This window comes from Shimia sp. R9_2 (assembly GCF_017743735.1).
In the GTDB taxonomy this organism is placed as follows: domain Bacteria; phylum Pseudomonadota; class Alphaproteobacteria; order Rhodobacterales; family Rhodobacteraceae; genus Shimia.
Window position 1 is genome coordinate 464,633 of sequence record NZ_JAGHRO010000001.1, and the last position, 14,569, is coordinate 479,201.

At 58.9% G+C, this 14,569-nt stretch carries 16 protein-coding genes; 7 read left to right on the top strand and 9 right to left on the bottom strand.

The genetic code is table 11. The features are described 5' to 3' along the window. Nucleotides 1-83: 83 nt before the first annotated feature. Both J7400_RS02175 and J7400_RS02180 read right to left on the bottom strand, forming a co-directional pair. Nucleotides 84-359, bottom strand: a complete 276-nt coding sequence (locus J7400_RS02175) for a SelT/SelW/SelH family protein (protein ID WP_209058495.1) — start codon at nt 357-359, stop codon at nt 84-86. Nucleotides 360-425: 66 nt separating this feature from the next. After that, a complete protein-coding gene (locus J7400_RS02180; protein WP_209058497.1) occupies nt 426-1,586 on the bottom strand; it encodes an acyl-CoA dehydrogenase family protein in 1,161 nt (386 codons plus the stop codon). A gap of 78 nt (nt 1,587-1,664) precedes the next feature. Between J7400_RS02180 and J7400_RS02185 the strand changes: the two genes are divergently transcribed. Continuing rightward, nucleotides 1,665-2,609 (top strand): GlxA family transcriptional regulator, encoded by a 945-nt coding sequence (locus J7400_RS02185; protein ID WP_209058498.1) that lies wholly within the window; start codon nt 1,665-1,667, stop codon nt 2,607-2,609. Here the strand turns inward: J7400_RS02185 and J7400_RS02190 are convergent, their stop codons facing one another. Continuing rightward, a complete protein-coding gene (locus J7400_RS02190) occupies nt 2,610-3,605 on the bottom strand; it encodes a sterol desaturase family protein (protein WP_209058501.1) in 996 nt (331 codons plus the stop codon). It abuts the gene before it with no gap. Nucleotides 3,606-3,635: 30 nt separating this feature from the next. Then, nucleotides 3,636-4,391 (bottom strand): class II aldolase and adducin N-terminal domain-containing protein, encoded by a 756-nt coding sequence (locus J7400_RS02195; protein WP_209058503.1) that lies wholly within the window; start codon nt 4,389-4,391, stop codon nt 3,636-3,638. A 191-nt stretch (nt 4,392-4,582) separates the two neighbouring features. On the opposite strand from J7400_RS02195, the gene ade reads away from it, so the two are divergent. The 3 genes from ade to J7400_RS02210 all read left to right on the top strand — a co-directional run bounded on the left by ade (nt 4,583) and on the right by J7400_RS02210 (nt 8,286). Continuing rightward, a complete protein-coding gene (ade, locus tag J7400_RS02200; RefSeq protein WP_209058505.1) occupies nt 4,583-6,391 on the top strand; it encodes an adenine deaminase in 1,809 nt (602 codons plus the stop codon). Then, entirely contained in the window at nt 6,388-7,866 is a 1,479-nt protein-coding gene (locus J7400_RS02205) for an AMP nucleosidase (RefSeq protein ID WP_209058507.1), read from the top strand. The genes ade and J7400_RS02205 overlap by 4 nt, the downstream gene beginning before the upstream one ends. Before the next feature lie 132 nt (nt 7,867-7,998). Further along, entirely contained in the window at nt 7,999-8,286 is a 288-nt protein-coding gene (locus tag J7400_RS02210) for an HU family DNA-binding protein (protein ID WP_209058508.1), read from the top strand. Between the two features lie 86 nt (nt 8,287-8,372). Here the strand turns inward: J7400_RS02210 and cysK are convergent, their stop codons facing one another. After that, nucleotides 8,373-9,437, bottom strand: a complete 1,065-nt coding sequence (cysK, locus tag J7400_RS02215) for a cysteine synthase A (RefSeq protein WP_209058512.1) — start codon at nt 9,435-9,437, stop codon at nt 8,373-8,375. Nucleotides 9,438-9,849: 412 nt separating this feature from the next. Between cysK and J7400_RS02220 the strand changes: the two genes are divergently transcribed. From J7400_RS02220 to J7400_RS02230, 3 genes are read left to right on the top strand one after another with little or no spacing between them, the layout of a single operon-like run. Further along, a complete protein-coding gene (locus J7400_RS02220) occupies nt 9,850-10,554 on the top strand; it encodes an ABC transporter permease (protein WP_209058514.1) in 705 nt (234 codons plus the stop codon). Continuing rightward, nucleotides 10,548-11,267: an ATP-binding cassette domain-containing protein gene (locus J7400_RS02225; RefSeq protein ID WP_209058516.1), complete on the top strand. Its 720-nt coding sequence runs from the start codon at nt 10,548-10,550 to the stop codon at nt 11,265-11,267. Before J7400_RS02220 ends, J7400_RS02225 begins: the two co-directional genes overlap by 7 nt. Continuing rightward, entirely contained in the window at nt 11,264-12,073 is an 810-nt protein-coding gene (locus J7400_RS02230; protein WP_209058518.1) for a substrate-binding domain-containing protein, read from the top strand. The genes J7400_RS02225 and J7400_RS02230 overlap by 4 nt, the downstream gene beginning before the upstream one ends. Before the next feature lie 19 nt (nt 12,074-12,092). On the opposite strand, the gene J7400_RS02235 is transcribed toward J7400_RS02230, so the two are convergent. The 4 genes from J7400_RS02235 to J7400_RS02250 are packed head-to-tail and all read right to left on the bottom strand — an operon-like array spanning nt 12,093 to nt 14,565. Continuing rightward, complete coding sequence (locus J7400_RS02235; protein ID WP_209058520.1) at nt 12,093-12,578, bottom strand: DUF6505 family protein; 486 nt, start codon at nt 12,576-12,578, stop codon at nt 12,093-12,095. Next, nucleotides 12,578-13,303 carry a biotin/lipoate--protein ligase family protein gene (locus J7400_RS02240; protein ID WP_209058523.1) on the bottom strand — a complete coding sequence of 242 codons (726 nt, stop codon included), beginning with the start codon at nt 13,301-13,303 and terminating at the stop codon, nt 12,578-12,580. Before J7400_RS02240 ends, J7400_RS02235 begins: the two co-directional genes overlap by 1 nt. Then, nucleotides 13,300-14,364, bottom strand: coding sequence for an iron-sulfur cluster carrier protein ApbC (gene apbC / locus J7400_RS02245; RefSeq protein ID WP_209058525.1), 1,065 nt, complete (start codon nt 14,362-14,364; stop codon nt 13,300-13,302). The genes J7400_RS02240 and apbC overlap by 4 nt, the downstream gene beginning before the upstream one ends. Further along, nucleotides 14,365-14,565: a DUF6494 family protein gene (locus tag J7400_RS02250; RefSeq protein WP_209058527.1), complete on the bottom strand. Its 201-nt coding sequence runs from the start codon at nt 14,563-14,565 to the stop codon at nt 14,365-14,367. Nucleotides 14,566-14,569: the final 4 nt, after the last annotated feature.

Consider the following 14,569-nt stretch of genomic DNA (forward strand, 5'->3'; position numbering starts at 1 on the left):
GGGGTGGCCGCGCGTCGCCCCCTTTCCTCTTGTTCTAAATATCCCGGGGGTGCGGGGGCTGGCCCCCGCTGCGCCATTTGCGTCTAGCGATCCGAGTGGCCGAGATCCCTTTCCGGTTCGATCACGTCGCGCAGGCGTTGTTTCAACTCTTTGGCTTCCGGAAAGCCGCCCTCGCGTTTGCGATCCCACAGGAGCGTGCCGTCCACAGTGATCTTGAAAGTCCCCGGAACCTCGGCTGGGGCAATGGTCACGCCGCCGAGGGTTTCGCCAAATGTCTGCAACAGTTCCTGCGCCATCCAGCCGGCGCGCAGAAGCCATTTGCAGCCAACGCAATAGGTAATTGTGACGACAGGTTTCATGTGGCTTTCCCCTCGGATCTTTTCCGAGGTTGTGCCGCAGCCGGGAAGGCAACACAACGCTTTCCATCATGCCCCGAGTGGCCGTAGAAGATCGCGGCTGATGATGTGGCGCTGGATTTCGCTGGTGCCATCCCAGATGCGTTCCACACGCGCGTCGCGCCAGAAACGCTCGATGGGGAAGTCGTCCATCAGACCCATGCCGCCAAAGATCTGCAGGGTGGTGTCGGTGACACGTGCAAGTGCCTCCGAGGCGTAGAGTTTGGCGGAGGCGATTTCGCGGTTGGAGGGCAGGTTGTTGTCCAGACGCCAGGCGGCCGCGAGGGTGAGCCAGTCGGCAGCGTCAATTTCGGTGATCATATCGGCGATCTGAAAGCTGACGCCCTGGAATTTACCGATGGGCTGGCCGAATTGTTTGCGCTCAGCCGCATAATTTAAGGCGTAGTCAAAACAGCGGCGCGCACGGCCCACGGAGAAGGCGGCGACGGTGAGACGGGTGGCGTAGAGCCATTCGTTCATCACGGCGAAACCGCCATCGACCTCGCCGAGCACCTGCGCATTGGGCAGGCGGCAATCGTCAAAGGAGAGGATGTAGTTTTTGTAGCCCTTGTGGCTGACGGAATTGTAGCCCTCGCGCACTTCAAAGCCGGGCGTGCCGCGATCCACGAGGAAGGTGGTGATGCGCTTTTTGGGGCCTTTGGGGGTGTCATCGACACCGGTTGCGATGAAGACGATGAAGAAATCCGCATGCTCCGCGCCGGAGATGAAATGTTTGGAGCCGTTGATGACCCAATCCCCTCCGTCGCGCTGGGCCTGACACTTCATGCCGCGCACATCGGAGCCCGCATCAGGCTCTGTCATGGCCAAAGCGTCCATTTTTTCGCCGCGCACCGCCGGGAGTAAATAGCGTTCGCGCTGTTCATCGTTGCAGGCCATCAGGATGTTTTGCGGGCGGCCAAAGAAATGGGTGAGCGCCATGGAGCCACGCCCCAGTTCGCGTTCAACCAGAGTGAAATCCAGATGAGACAGTCCGGCGCCGCCGACCTCCTCAGGGAAGTTGCAGGCGTAAAAGCCAAGGTCGATGCACTTCTGTTTGATCGTCTCGCCGAGCTCATGTGGCACCTGGCCTGTGCGTTCAACCTCTGCCTCATGGGGGTAGATCTCGTTTTCCACAAAGCTGCGGACGGTGGAGACAATCATCTCCTGTTCTTCGGTCAGGCCAAATTGCATGTGCCACGCTCCAATCCTGTTTCGCAGAAATCGTCCTTTGGCTTGACGGAGAGTATCATGCAGAAATATCCCTAAATCATGCGAACTTGGGAAAATCATCACGCCGCAGCGCAGAAGGTCGGGGTCCTTCTGTTTGATGGATTTTCCAATCACTGCCTTGCCAATGCGATTGAGCCTATGCGTGCGGCCAATATGCTTTCCGGCAAGGCGCTGTTCCTGTGGCAGTTTTTCTCTCTGGAAGGGGCGCCGGTGGAGAGCTCCTCTGGCCTGTCCGTCGCGCCGCAGGGGCGTATCGCGGAGGCCACGGGGGATATGCTGATTGTGATGCCCTCTTACGGGTTTCGCGATCTCGGTGGGTGGGCCACGCAGGCGGCCTTGAGGGCGGCGGACAAACGCTTTCCGGTCATCACGGCCATGGATACGGGCAGTTGGCTGTTGGCGGAGGCCGGGTTGCTGGAAGGGCGGCGTGCCACGATCCACTGGGAGGAGCTGACGCCCTTTGAGGAGCGGTTTCCGGATGTTGAGGCGGTGCGCGAGCGGTTTGTGATTGACGGCAATCGCATCACCTGTTCGGGGGCAATGGCGGCGTTTGATCTGGTGTTGCACCTGATTGGGCAGGCGCACGGGCAGGCCTTGGCGCTGGAGGTGGCGCAGCTGTTCATGACGCGCGACAGCGCGCGCTCTCACAGCGGGGGCGCCAGCCCGGCGGGGCGGTTGGTGAGCCGCGCGCTGGGGGTCATGCAGGAGCATCTGGAAGCGCCGCTCAGCATCGGGCAGTTGGCGGCGCGGGCTGGAGCCACACAGAAGACACTTGAGAGCCGGATGCGCGCAGAATTGGGTGCGCCACCGACGGCGGTATATCGGCGTATGCGGCTCAATCTGGCGCGCAAGCTGGTTGCAGAGACAGACCTGAGCGTGGCTGAAATCGCCCTGCGCGCGGGTTATCAGACTCCGGCGGCGATGACGCGAGCCTTCAAAGAGACCTTTGGCACAACGCCGCGCGCGGTGCGCCAGAGCGGCTGACTAGCGAGTGTACATCTGCTTTTTGTGAGCACGCGTGCGGCGGGTGCCTTCGGCGGAGCCGTCATGGAAGGTGCCAAACCACTTATCAAACGGGATCTCAGAGGTGCCGTAGTTGCATTCAAAATAGCGGTGGTGCAGCTGATGAAAGAAGTCTCCGGATTTGGCGACCTCGGCGTCTTTGGCGATCAGCTTTTCAAAACCGCAATGGGAAAACACCGGGCTGATTTGCTGGAAGTAGCTGTGAAATAGCAGGTGCAGCGGGCCTGACGGGATGATCAGATGAATGAAATATGTGGTGAAATAGAGACTGTTTTCATACCAGTGATTGGAAATGCCGGACCATGGGCCGACGTTGACATTGCGGTGGTGCACCGCGTGCACGTGTTTGTAGAGCTTGGGATGGTGCTCGAGCCTGTGGACCCAATAAAAGTGCAGGCCGGACCACATGGGGATCAGCGCGAGCCAGAGCACAAAGAGCACGGGGGCCTGGGCGAAGCTGAGGGTTGGCACCCATCCATTGGCCATGACCCAGAAAATTATACACTGATACACGGTCGCGACGGTCATGGCGCTGCCCAATGTCCACCAGATGTTGTCGAGCACCTGATTGTTGAAGGTGAAGGTGCCGTTTTTGCGGGTGAGGTCGCGCTTGTCGAACTTTTTGCGCATGCCCTGGCCTTTGCGCATGTAGAGCCACCAATGCAGTCCGCCCGCAACCACAGTTTGAGGGATCACGTTCATGAGCCAGACGGTGAGCACCCAGGACCAATGGAACTGTGCCATGTCTGCGAGCGGTGGGAGCACCATCACATAAATGAGCACTGCGATCAGGAAGGGCACCGTGAGCGCGGTGAGCATGAGCCATGCGCCGCGATACCATTGCAGGATGGCGCGCGGTTTGGATGGCCATTCAAACAGCGGGTTCAGACGCACCGGCTGTGGCGGGCGGTAGTGCCAGCGTTGGGCTTCATCATCAGTGGCGTAGTCATGTGGCATGGCGCTGGCTCCCTTTGATTTTAGCAAGGTTCAGGTGGCGTAGGGATCGCCCTCTCCGTCCAGAATGGCTTTGAGTTCCTGCAGATGGCGCACATCCTGCTCCGGGTAGGCTTCCAGCTCCTCTGCGGTTTTCTCGGCAATCTCGTCTGACAGAACCCGCAAGGGCTGACCGGTTTGCAGTGCGCGGATGTAGGTTTCGGCGGCGCGTTCGAAATAATAGAGCCTGTTGAAGGTGTCTGCGACTGTGTCGCCAATCACCAGGACACCATGGTTGCCCATGATCATGACCTTCTGTTTCGGGTCGGTCAGCAGCGCGGCGCAGCGGGCGCCTTCGTCCTCAAAGGCCAGACCGCCGTAGCCGTCATCAATCACATAGCGGTTGAAGAAGGTGGCGCAGTTCTGGTCGATTGGCGGCAGGCGGGAGTCGGCCAGGCTGGCCAAGACGGTGGCGAAGATCGAATGCACATGCATGACGCAACGCGCGTGCGGGCAGGCGCGGTGGATGCCGCCGTGCAGGCCCCAGGCGGTGGGGTCCGGCGCATCAGGGCCGGTCAGCGCATCTGGGTCATTGGCGTCGACTTCGATCAGATCACTGGCGTTGATCCGCGCGAAGTGGTGCTGGTTCGGGTTCATAAGAAAGCGGGTGCCGTCCTCGTTGATGGCGAGGCTGAAATGATTGGCGACGCCTTCGTGCATGTTGAAGCGGGCCGTCCAGCGGAAGGCGGCGGCGAGATCCACCCGCGCCTGCCAATGTTCCATGTTGGGTCGAATGTTGGTGATGGCCATGATGTCTCTCTCCCTAAGGTCACCTCAGCATGGCACAAATTTGCCGGTCTAAGACATTTGCGACGTCGCAAATGCACCTTGAGCGCAGGTAAATTGCGCGTGAGGGTTTCAAAATTTGCGAGAAACATCTTTTACAAAAGCTTCAAACGACAGCCGCTTGAACCTGCTGAACACGCATGGCACCTTGGGCCATGGAACATATGCAATTTCAAAGCTGGGCTGATGTGGCCCCACAGCTTGTCGCCGTCGCCGCAGGGCGCTCCCCTGCAGATCTCGTTATTCGCAAAGGCCAGTGGGTGAATGTGCACACCCGCGAAGTGCTGTCGGATCATGACATTGCGGTCATTGCCGGACGCATTGCCTATGTCGGGCCGGATGCCAGCCATTGCATCGGCGCAGATACAGAGATCATTGAGGCGGAAGGGCGCTTTATGATCCCCGGTCTGTGTGACGGGCATATGCACATCGAAAGCGGTATGCTGACGCCAGCGGAGTTTGCCCGCGCGGTGATTGGGCATGGCACCACAACGATGTTCACCGACCCACATGAGATTGCCAATGTGCTGGGTCTTGAAGGTGTGAAAATGATGCATGATGAGGCGCTGATGCAGCCCATCAACATCTTCACGCAGATGCCAAGCTGCGCGCCTTCCGCCCCCGGGCTTGAGACCACAGGCTATGAGATTGGCCCCGATGATGTGGCGGAGGCGATGAGCTGGCCGGGGATTATCGGGCTTGGGGAGATGATGAACTTCCCGGGGGTGATCAACGGCAGCCAGCAGATGCTGGCCGAGATCGCCGCCACGCAGAAGGCGGGTAAGACCGTGGGCGGGCATTATGCCTCTCCTGATCTGGGCAAAGATTTCCATGCCTATGCGGCGGGTGGGTCTGCGGATGATCATGAAGGCACCTGTGAGGCGGATGCGATTGCACGGGTGCGTCAGGGTATGCGCATTATGATGCGGCTCGGCAGCGCTTGGTATGATGTTGAGACACAGATCACGGCAGTGACCGAGAAGGGTCTGGATCCGCGCAGCTTCATTCTGTGCACCGATGATTGCCATTCCGGCACCCTGGTGAATGACGGGCATATGAACCGCGTGGTGCGCCATGCGATCGACTGTGGATGTGATCCGGTGGTGGCGTTGCAGATGGCCACCATCAACACTGCCACACACTTTGGCTTGGAACGTGATTTAGGCTCTATTGCACCTGGAAGGCGGGCAGATGTGATCCTGACAAGCGATCTGAAGACGCTGCCGATTGAACATGTGATCGCGCGGGGCGTGACGGTTGCCAAGGCGGGTGAAGTGCTTGTGGAGTGCCCGCATTATGATTGGCCCGCCCATGCGCGCCAGACCGTGAATCTTGGCCGGGCGCGCGGAGCGGAAGACTTTGTGGTCAGCGCTCCGGATGGTGCGTCCCAAGTCACGGCCAATGTGATTGGTGTGATCGAGAACCAAGCCCCAACCAAGGCGCTGACCGCGGAGCTTTCCGTGGTTGACGGTGTGGTGGAAGGTGATCTCGCGCAGGATGTCTGTCAGATTGCTTTGGTGGAGCGTCACCTTGGCACCGGCGGCGTGACCAACGGCTTTGTGTCTGGCTTTGGCTATAAGGGCAAAATGGCGATGGCTTCGACAGTGGCGCATGACAGCCACCATATGATCGTGGTCGGAACTGACCGCGAGATGATGGCGAAAGCGGCCAACCGACTGGGCGAAGTTGGCGGCGGTGTCACCGTTTTCAAAGATGGCGAAGAGATTGCCTTGGTCGAGCTGCCCATCGCTGGTTTGATGTCAGATGCCCCTGCGGTCGAAGTTGCTGCCAAGGCGCAGAATATGGTTGAGGCGATGGAGGCTTGCGGCTGTACGCTCAACAACGCTTATATGCAGCATTCGCTATTGGCTTTGGTGGTGATCCCGGAACTCAGGATCTCTGACCTCGGGCTGGTGGATGTGACCAAATTTGAAATGACCGACGTGATTAAGGCTGCGCAATGACACCACAGAGTATTCCTGTACATTCCCCCGCTGTGCCAGCTCATGAAACCTTCACTGATGCCAAGGCGGCGGTGGATCGGTTGGAGGAGCTGTATACCATTGCGACCACATATCTGTGTGACCAGTTTCGCCGCGCGCTGCACAAGGGGCCGGACGGGCATCGCATCCGTGCGTTTTATCCGGAAATCCGCATTACCACGACAAGCTTTGCGCAGGTGGACAGCCGTCTGAGTTTCGGCCACGTGGCGGAACCCGGTGTGCATGCGGCGACGATCACGCGGCCTGATTTGTTCCGGCACTATCTGGAGCAGCAGATTGCGCTGTTGTTGAGCAATCACAAAGTGGGCGTGATGGTGGGTGTTTCCAGCACGCCCATACCGGTGCATTTCGCCGTGGCGGCGCGGACCGATATGACCGTGCCACAGGACGGGGCTGCGGATTTCACCCTGCGCGACATCTTTGATGTGCCCGATTTGTCGACCACCAATGATGACATTGTGAATGGCACCGCCGGGCCCGACGAAAACGGCGTTGGGCATCTGGCCCCGTTTACGGCGCAGCGCGTGGATTACTCGCTGGCGCGTCTGAGCCATTACACGGCGACGGACCCGGAGCATTTTCAGAACCATGTGTTGTTCACCAACTACCAGTTCTATGTGACCGAGTTTGAAGCCTATGCGCGCGCTATGCTGGCGGATGAAAAGAGCGGCTACACCAGCTTTGTCAGCACCGGAAATGTGGAGATCTCTGATGCGGAGACCCCAATTGCGCCGGTTGATAAGCAGCCGCAAATGCCGACCTATCACCTGAAGCGCGCGGATGGCTCTGGCATCACACTGGTGAATATCGGGGTTGGCCCGTCAAATGCAAAGACGGCCACCGACCATATCGCCGTTTTGCGTCCGCACGCCTGGATCATGGTGGGGCATTGTGCGGGTCTGCGCAATTCGCAGAGCCTTGGGGATTTTGTGCTGGCGCATGCCTATCTGCGTGAAGATCACGTGCTGGATGACGACCTGCCGGTATGGGTGCCCATTCCCGCGCTGGCGGAGGTGCAGACCTCTTTGGAAGAGGCGGTGGCCAATGTCACCAAACTGTCCGGTTATGAGCTGAAGCGTGTGATGCGGACGGGCACCGTGGCGACAATCGACAACCGCAATTGGGAGTTGCGTGAGCATACCGGGCCGGTGCAGCGTCTGAGCCAGAGCCGTGCGATTGCCCTGGACATGGAAAGTGCCACAATTGCTGCGAATGGGTATCGCTTTCGCGTGCCATATGGGACATTACTGTGCGTGAGTGACAAACCTCTGCACGGCGAATTGAAGCTTCCCGGAATGGCCAGTGACTTCTATAAGACGCAGGTGGCGCGCCATTTGCTGATTGGAATTCGTGCAATGGAGCGTTTGAGAGAAATGCCACTTGAGCGGTTGCATTCGCGGAAATTGCGGTCATTTGACGAGACTGCCTTCCTTTGACCCTACGGAAACCTGTGGAAAACCCATAAAAAACACGGTTTTTGGCATCACAATTTGTTGTGTTCATCCACCATATCCCGTTAAATGCCCGCCATGAGGCCCAATATTCGGGCAGACTAATGGAGACCTGAAATGGCAAAACCGATGACCAAGACCCAACTCGTTGCTGCTCTGGCCGAAGACATGGGCTCTGACAAGAAATCCGCAGGCGCAGCTCTGGAAGCCGTTTGCGCGTTGATCACCCGCGAAGTTTCCGCAGGTGGCGCAGTGACTCTGCCGGGTGTTGGCAAAATCTACTGCCGCGAGCGTCCTGAGCGTATGGTTCGCAACCCAGCGACCGGCGAGCAGATCAAGAAAGAAGCCGACAAGGTTGTGAAAATGACCATCGCCAAAGCGCTGAAAGACAGCGTGAACGGCTGATCGCTTCGATCACTGATTACGGAAAGGGTCGCCCCGATGGAGCGGCCCTTTTTGTTTGTGCGGTTCGATGTGCGAGGTCTTAGATTTCAGAGCTGTGCGCTGGGCGTGGATTTGGAGATTTCGATCTCCGCTTCACTCATCTCCTCGGCAATGCCGTCAAAGAGGGGTGTGGACAGATAGCGCTCTCCGGTGTCGGGCAGCATGACGAGAATGTTTGCGCCTTCGGGGGCATCTTTGGCAGCCTCAATCGCTGCGGCCAAAGTGGCGCCGGCGGAGATGCCTGTGAAGATCCCCTCTTCAGCTGCGAGGCGCTGAGACCATTTGATGCCATCCGGCCCTGACACTTTGATCAGCTGATCAAAGCCATTGTTGTCGAGCGCTTCCTGCAACACCCATGGAATGAAATCAGGGGTCCAGCCCTGGATCGGATGCGGCTCAAAGGATGGGTGGCTTTCGGTGGCCTGATGGGCGTCGTTGCGGGTGTTCACATAGCCGGAGTCCACCAGCGCGGCGTTGGTTGGCTCAGACAGGATGATCTTGGTCTGCGGGCTTTCGCGGCGCAGTACGCGGGACACCCCGGCAACCGTGCCGCCGGTGCCGTAGCCTGTGACCCAATAATCAAGCTGCTCCCCGGCAAAGTCATTGAGGATTTCGCGCGCGGTGGTGTTTTTGTGCATGTTGGCGTTGTCTGCGGTCTCAAACTGACTGGCTAGGAACCAGCCGTTTGCCTCTGCCAGTTCTTTGGCTTTGGTGTACATGCCAAAGCCTTTTTGCGCCTTTGGGGTCAGCACAACTTTTGCGCCCAGGAACCGCATCAGACGGCGGCGCTCAACCGAGAAAGCCTCGGACATGGTGATCACCAACGGATATCCTTTGGCGGCACAGACCATGGCGAGACCAATGCCGGTGTTGCCGGAGGTCGCCTCAACAACGGTTTGCCCGGGCTGCAGACGGCCGTCTTTCTCTGCGGCTTCAATGATATTGAGGGCCAGACGGTCCTTCACGGAGCCCGCCGGGTTTGCGGCTTCAAACTTGACGAACATGTTCACATGGTCTGGCGCGATGCGATTGAGGCGCACCACCGGGGTATCGCCCACCGTGTCCAGAATGCTGTTATATCGCTGTCCGCGTCCTTTGGTTTGTCGGGTCATGGGCCTCTCCTCGGGTTTGAACCATGCCAAAAAGGTAGGCTCTGACTGCGCAGAGCGGTAGGCGTGTTGCGGTGATCACCCAAATTATGGACGCAAACGGCGAAGCCCCGACAGAGCCGCGACGGCATTCCACCACGCGCCACAGAAGTGGAACCCTGCGATGTGTTTGCGGGCAGATCAGGGCGATTGTTTTGCCGGCAGGCAGGACCGTTTTGGACACAAGGACAAAATGACGGGATGCCCGCACTGTACTGAGACATTTTGGGTCGAATTTCCCAAAGGTCGCAGGTGGCGGGTATTTTACTTTCGCTCGGACTTGCCAACCCGTAAAAATGCTCAGATCAACACAAAATTCCGAATTGGCGGTACCTAGCGCTGTGTTGAGTGAGGGAGGCGGTCTCAGACCGGGCGGATGAACGACATTCTGGCAGGGCTGTTGCATGCAGCCCATCTGATTTTCACCTTGGATGCGGATCTCATCGAGATCTCTTTGCGCTCTCTGCGGGTCACGCTGAGTGCTGTTTTGGTGTCTTCGTTGATTGGCTTGCCGCTGGGATGCTGGTTGGCTGTGCAGCGCTTCCGCTTTCGCCGTTTGGTGATTGCCACACTCAATGCATTGATGGGATTGCCGCCGGTTGTGGTGGGGCTGATCGTATATCTGCTGCTGTCACGCTCCGGGCCATTTGGCGTCTTTGGGTTGTTGTTCACACCAACCGCAATGATCATTGCGCAGGTCGTCATTCTGACCCCGCTGATCGCCTCGATTTCACATCAAGCGATCCGCGATCTCTGGGCGGAATACCATGACTTGTTGATTTCGCTGAACACCACGCGGCGTCAACGCATTATGACCTTGCTGTGGGACGGGCGTCGGGCCTTGTTGACGGCGTCGCTTGCTGGCTTTGGCCGGGGCATCGGCGAGGTGGGGGCAATCATGATTGTGGGCGGCAATATCGACCATGCCACACGGGTTCTGACCACGGCGATCTCCCTTGAGACAGGCAAAGGCAACTTTGCGCTGGCGTTGGCGCTTGGCTTCATTCTGATCGGCTTGGCGGTGGCGGTGAACCTGATCATCCACAGCCTTTCACGCACGGAGGTGAGTGGACGATGGTAGAGACGATCCTGCCTCTCAGCGTGGAGAATGCAGTTGTGCGCCGCCGTGGCAAAGTGCTGGTTGGCCCGATCAATGCCGAAGTATCCGAGACCGGGCTGACCATCGTTATGGGGCCAAATGGCGCGGGTAAAACAACGCTGTTGCGGCTGTTGCACGGCATGGAGCGATTGGCGTCCGGGGGGCAGCTCAAATGGCAGGTGCCAGAGCCGCAGGCGCGGGGGCAGCAGGGGTTTCTGTTTCAGGCGCCAATCATGATGCGCCGCAGTGCGCTTGAGAATGTGGCCTATCCTTTGACAGTGCATGGTGTGTCCCGAAAGGACGCGCGGAAGCAAGCAGCGGAGTGGCTTGCTCGTGTTGGTTTGCAGGACAGTGCAGACAAACAGGCGACGGTGCTTTCAGGAGGCGAGCGGCAAAAGCTGGCGCTGGCCCGCGCTTTGATTCGGCAACCGCAAATTCTGTTCTTGGATGAACCCTGTGCCAACCTTGACGGGCGCGCGACGCGCGAGTTTGAGGCCTTGCTGCACAGCGTGCATGAAGAGGGCACACGGATCGTGATGTCGACACATGACATCGGACAGGCCCGCAGACTGGCGCAAGACGTCTGGTTCATACATCATGGCCAGATATTAGAAGCGACTTCTGCAGAGTTATTTTTTGAAGACCCAAAATCCAAGGAAGCGCGCGCTTTCCTTAAAGGAGACATTATCGAATGAAAATGGGACCACTTCTTGCGCTGACACTCTGGGCATTGAGCACCGTGTCCGCGCAAGCCGAGAGCCTGAAAATGGCTGTCACAACGTCTTTCCACAATTCCGGTTTGGCCGAGGTGCTGCTGCCGGAAATTCAGAAAGACACCGGGATCGAAGTGCAATTGCTCGTGGTGGGGACCGGGCAGGCTTTGCGTCTTGGGGAAGCCGGAGACGTGGATGCCATTTTGGTGCATTCCAAAGCGGCGGAAGAGGAATTTGTTCTTGGCGGGTTCGGCGTGCATCGCCGCGAAATCATGTTCAATGATTTTGTGTTTGTTGGCCCGTCTGCTGATCCGGCCGGGATTGCCGGCGCGGCTTCGGCAACGGAAGCGCTTGGCCTGATTGCACAAAACGGCGCATCGTTTGTGAGCCGAGGGGATGACAGCGGCACCCATAAGAAAGAGCTGGGGCTTTGGGCAGATGCTGGTATCGATGCCGAGGCGCGGGCCGTATCCTGGTACAAAGAGGCCGGTGCGGGCATGGGGGCTTCGCTGAACACGGCCTCAGGGCTGAACGCCTATATCATGACGGATCGCGCCAGCTGGTTGAAGTTTGGCAACAAAGGCGATCTTGCACTGCTTTATGCGGGCGATCCTGCTCTGTTCAACCAATATGCCTACCTGCCGGTGAGCCCGGAGATGCACGGCCATGTGAAGGCGGAGCTGGCGCTCCAGCTTGAGGATTGGCTGGTCAGTGACCGCGCACGTGACCTGATTGATGGGTATGTGCTGGAAGGCGGGCGGCTGTTCGTTTTCAACGCCAAACGCTGAGTATGTTCGGGGGCTTTGATCAAGCCCCCTCATCCGGCACGGAATGTATTGCAAACTGCTCCAGTTCAGCCTCTGCCGGGGCGATGGAGCGGAATTGTTCGCGCACGCCAGCTTCGGTCAGCTCGCGCACCACTGTCAGCAGGGTGTTGGGGCTGTGATCGGCGCAAAGGTCAGCCATATGCGCGAGCTCTTCGGCAGCCACAGGTCGGGCGGCTTCCAGCGATGGGGCGCCGTAGATCTCGACAAAATGCTGCGCAAGGGCATCTGTAAGGGCTTCGAGTTCCGCGGGTTCGATGGCTGTTACGGCCACGAAAGTCACGCGCCCGAAAGTTTCGACACCCAGCCAGCCATTGGTGAAAGCCTGACGGGCCTTGCCGGTGAGATCCGCGTCTGACCAATTGGAGAATTCAAAGCCGCCGCTGATGGCCCATTCGCCGGTGCGGGCGGGGCTGTGGTAGACTCTCTGGTCGCTTTCATCAAAGTGGATGGCGCGTGCGAGCAGCATCAGGTGTTTCCTTCCAAAAGCGTTGTCAGCGGGAGCAGGCGGGTGTCTTCATCGCTGCGCAGCATGGCGCCGAAATGTTCATCTGTGCCGACAAATGTGCCGGTCTCTGAGGTGTCACCAATCGTCCAGCTCACGTCTTCTCCAAGGTTATGTGCAAGGCCACGCCACTCGTTGTTGAGCGGCTTGAGGCCGTCTTCTTCCATGCGGTTGACCCAGACCAGCGTGTGGCGCACCCAGGCGCTGAGCAGGTCTTCGGGTGGGATATCGACACAGCCTTCCTCATAGAGCGCGGTTTGATCAGGTGTGTCCCCAGGCGTGTCTGCGTTGGCCGGGATCAGGGGCAGTTCGAGGCCGACCACAATCCAGTCGGGCATGGCGTTGGCATCTTCTGTTGAGGCCGCCACGCGCAGTTGACCGCAGCGTGCACCGTTCACCAAAATGCCGCCCGGCCATTCCAAGTGTACGGCGACCTCCGGCGGGGCCAGGGCACCAAGTGCATTCTGAAAGCCGATGGCGCAGCTGATCAGCACGGGCATGGCTTCGTTCAAGGAAACCTCAGGGGCAAAGACAATCGCTGCGCGCAGCTGGTCGGCGGCCAGATTGTAGACCACCAATCCCGCGTCGCAGCCCATGATGGCCTGCGTCTGCGCCTTGGCAAAGGGGTCCGCCGCGCCCGAAAGCGCAAGGCCTTCAAAGAGCGGCGGGAATTGCGGTGCTGCCCTCATGCGGTGCCATCCGCAATCAGTTGACGCGCCAATTTGCGGAAGACCTGTGCTTGCGGTGAGTCCGGCTTGGAGACAACAATCGGTGCCCCGCCATCCGCTGCCAGACGGATGTCCATCGCCAGAGGAATTTCCGCCAGGAGCGGCACGTTCAGCTTCTCAGCTTCCGCTGCGACGCCGCCATGGCCAAAGACATGTTCCTCATGCCCGCAGTTGGAGCAGATATGGGTGCTCATGTTTTCGATCATGCCCACGATTGGCGTGCCGAGTTTTTCAAACATGTTGATGCCTTTGCGGGCATCCAAGAGCGCGATGTCCTGCGGGGTGGAGACCACAAGCGCACCGGTGAGTTCTGCTTTTTGCGCCAGCGTCATCTGCACGTCGCCGGTGCCGGGTGGCAGATCGACGATCAGCACGTCAAGCGCGCCCCATTGCACCTGATTGAGCATCTGTTGCAAAGCGCCCATCAGCATGGGGCCACGCCAGACCACAGCCTCTTCTTCGCGGGTCATGAGGCCAATGGACATCATGGTCACCCCGTGGTTGCGCATGGGGAGAATGGTTTTGCCATCCGGGCTTGCCGGACGGCCAGAGACGCCAAGCATGCGCGGCTGAGACGGGCCGTAGACATCTGCATCCAGCAGACCAACACGCCGGCCTTCGGCGGCCAAAGCGGCGGCCAGATTCGCTGAGACCGTGGATTTGCCCACGCCGCCTTTGCCTGAGGCGACGGCAAGAATACGGTCAATGCCGGGAATTTTTTGCGGGCCTTGTGGTTTGCTTGGACGGGATGGTTTGAGATCGGGCGGCGGGGATTTCGCCTCATGTGCGGTCATGACAATGGCCACTTTGGAAACCCCTTCAAGCGCGTTCAGGCGGCTTTCAATGTCGGCCTTGATCGGCTGCATTGCCTGAGCGCGCGATGGATCGATTTCCATCACAAACCGCACCTCGCCATTGTCGACGGAAAGCGCGCGCACCATGCCCGAGGCGACCAGATCGCTGCCGGAGGCGGGATCAGTGAAGTCTTTGAGAATATTCAGAATGTCGTCGCGGTTGGCCATTCATTCGCGTCCTTTGATATCGCCGGTGACCACATGCTCCATCTCCAACCCGTCGATGGTGAGCACCACTTTGGCATTGAAGGTTTTTCCCGCGGTGGCCTCAGCCCCCGCCGCGCGCATGGCTTCCTCGATGGCTTGCTGGCTTGTCACGCCAACCTGCTTGAGGAACTTGCGCATACTCATGTTGAAATCGTCGCTCATTGCG

Bases quoted from the DNA above. Each gene is read 5' to 3' on its own strand.
- J7400_RS02175 (WP_209058495.1), bottom strand. From the start codon at position 359: ATGAAACCTGTCGTCACAATTACCTATTGCGTTGGCTGCAAATGGCTT.
- J7400_RS02180 (WP_209058497.1), bottom strand. From the start codon at position 1,586: ATGCAATTTGGCCTGACCGAAGAACAGGAGATGATTGTCTCCACCGTC.
- J7400_RS02185 (WP_209058498.1), top strand. From the start codon at position 1,665: ATGCGAACTTGGGAAAATCATCACGCCGCAGCGCAGAAGGTCGGGGTC.
- J7400_RS02190 (WP_209058501.1), bottom strand. From the start codon at position 3,605: ATGCCACATGACTACGCCACTGATGATGAAGCCCAACGCTGGCACTAC.
- J7400_RS02195 (WP_209058503.1), bottom strand. From the start codon at position 4,391: ATGGCCATCACCAACATTCGACCCAACATGGAACATTGGCAGGCGCGG.
- ade (WP_209058505.1), top strand. From the start codon at position 4,583: ATGGAACATATGCAATTTCAAAGCTGGGCTGATGTGGCCCCACAGCTT.
- J7400_RS02205 (WP_209058507.1), top strand. From the start codon at position 6,388: ATGACACCACAGAGTATTCCTGTACATTCCCCCGCTGTGCCAGCTCAT.
- J7400_RS02210 (WP_209058508.1), top strand. From the start codon at position 7,999: ATGGCAAAACCGATGACCAAGACCCAACTCGTTGCTGCTCTGGCCGAA.
- cysK (WP_209058512.1), bottom strand. From the start codon at position 9,437: ATGACCCGACAAACCAAAGGACGCGGACAGCGATATAACAGCATTCTG.
- J7400_RS02220 (WP_209058514.1), top strand. From the start codon at position 9,850: ATGAACGACATTCTGGCAGGGCTGTTGCATGCAGCCCATCTGATTTTC.
- J7400_RS02225 (WP_209058516.1), top strand. From the start codon at position 10,548: ATGGTAGAGACGATCCTGCCTCTCAGCGTGGAGAATGCAGTTGTGCGC.
- J7400_RS02230 (WP_209058518.1), top strand. From the start codon at position 11,264: ATGAAAATGGGACCACTTCTTGCGCTGACACTCTGGGCATTGAGCACC.
- J7400_RS02235 (WP_209058520.1), bottom strand. From the start codon at position 12,578: ATGCTGCTCGCACGCGCCATCCACTTTGATGAAAGCGACCAGAGAGTC.
- J7400_RS02240 (WP_209058523.1), bottom strand. From the start codon at position 13,303: ATGAGGGCAGCACCGCAATTCCCGCCGCTCTTTGAAGGCCTTGCGCTT.
- apbC (WP_209058525.1), bottom strand. From the start codon at position 14,364: ATGGCCAACCGCGACGACATTCTGAATATTCTCAAAGACTTCACTGAT.
- J7400_RS02250 (WP_209058527.1), bottom strand. From the start codon at position 14,565: ATGAGCGACGATTTCAACATGAGTATGCGCAAGTTCCTCAAGCAGGTT.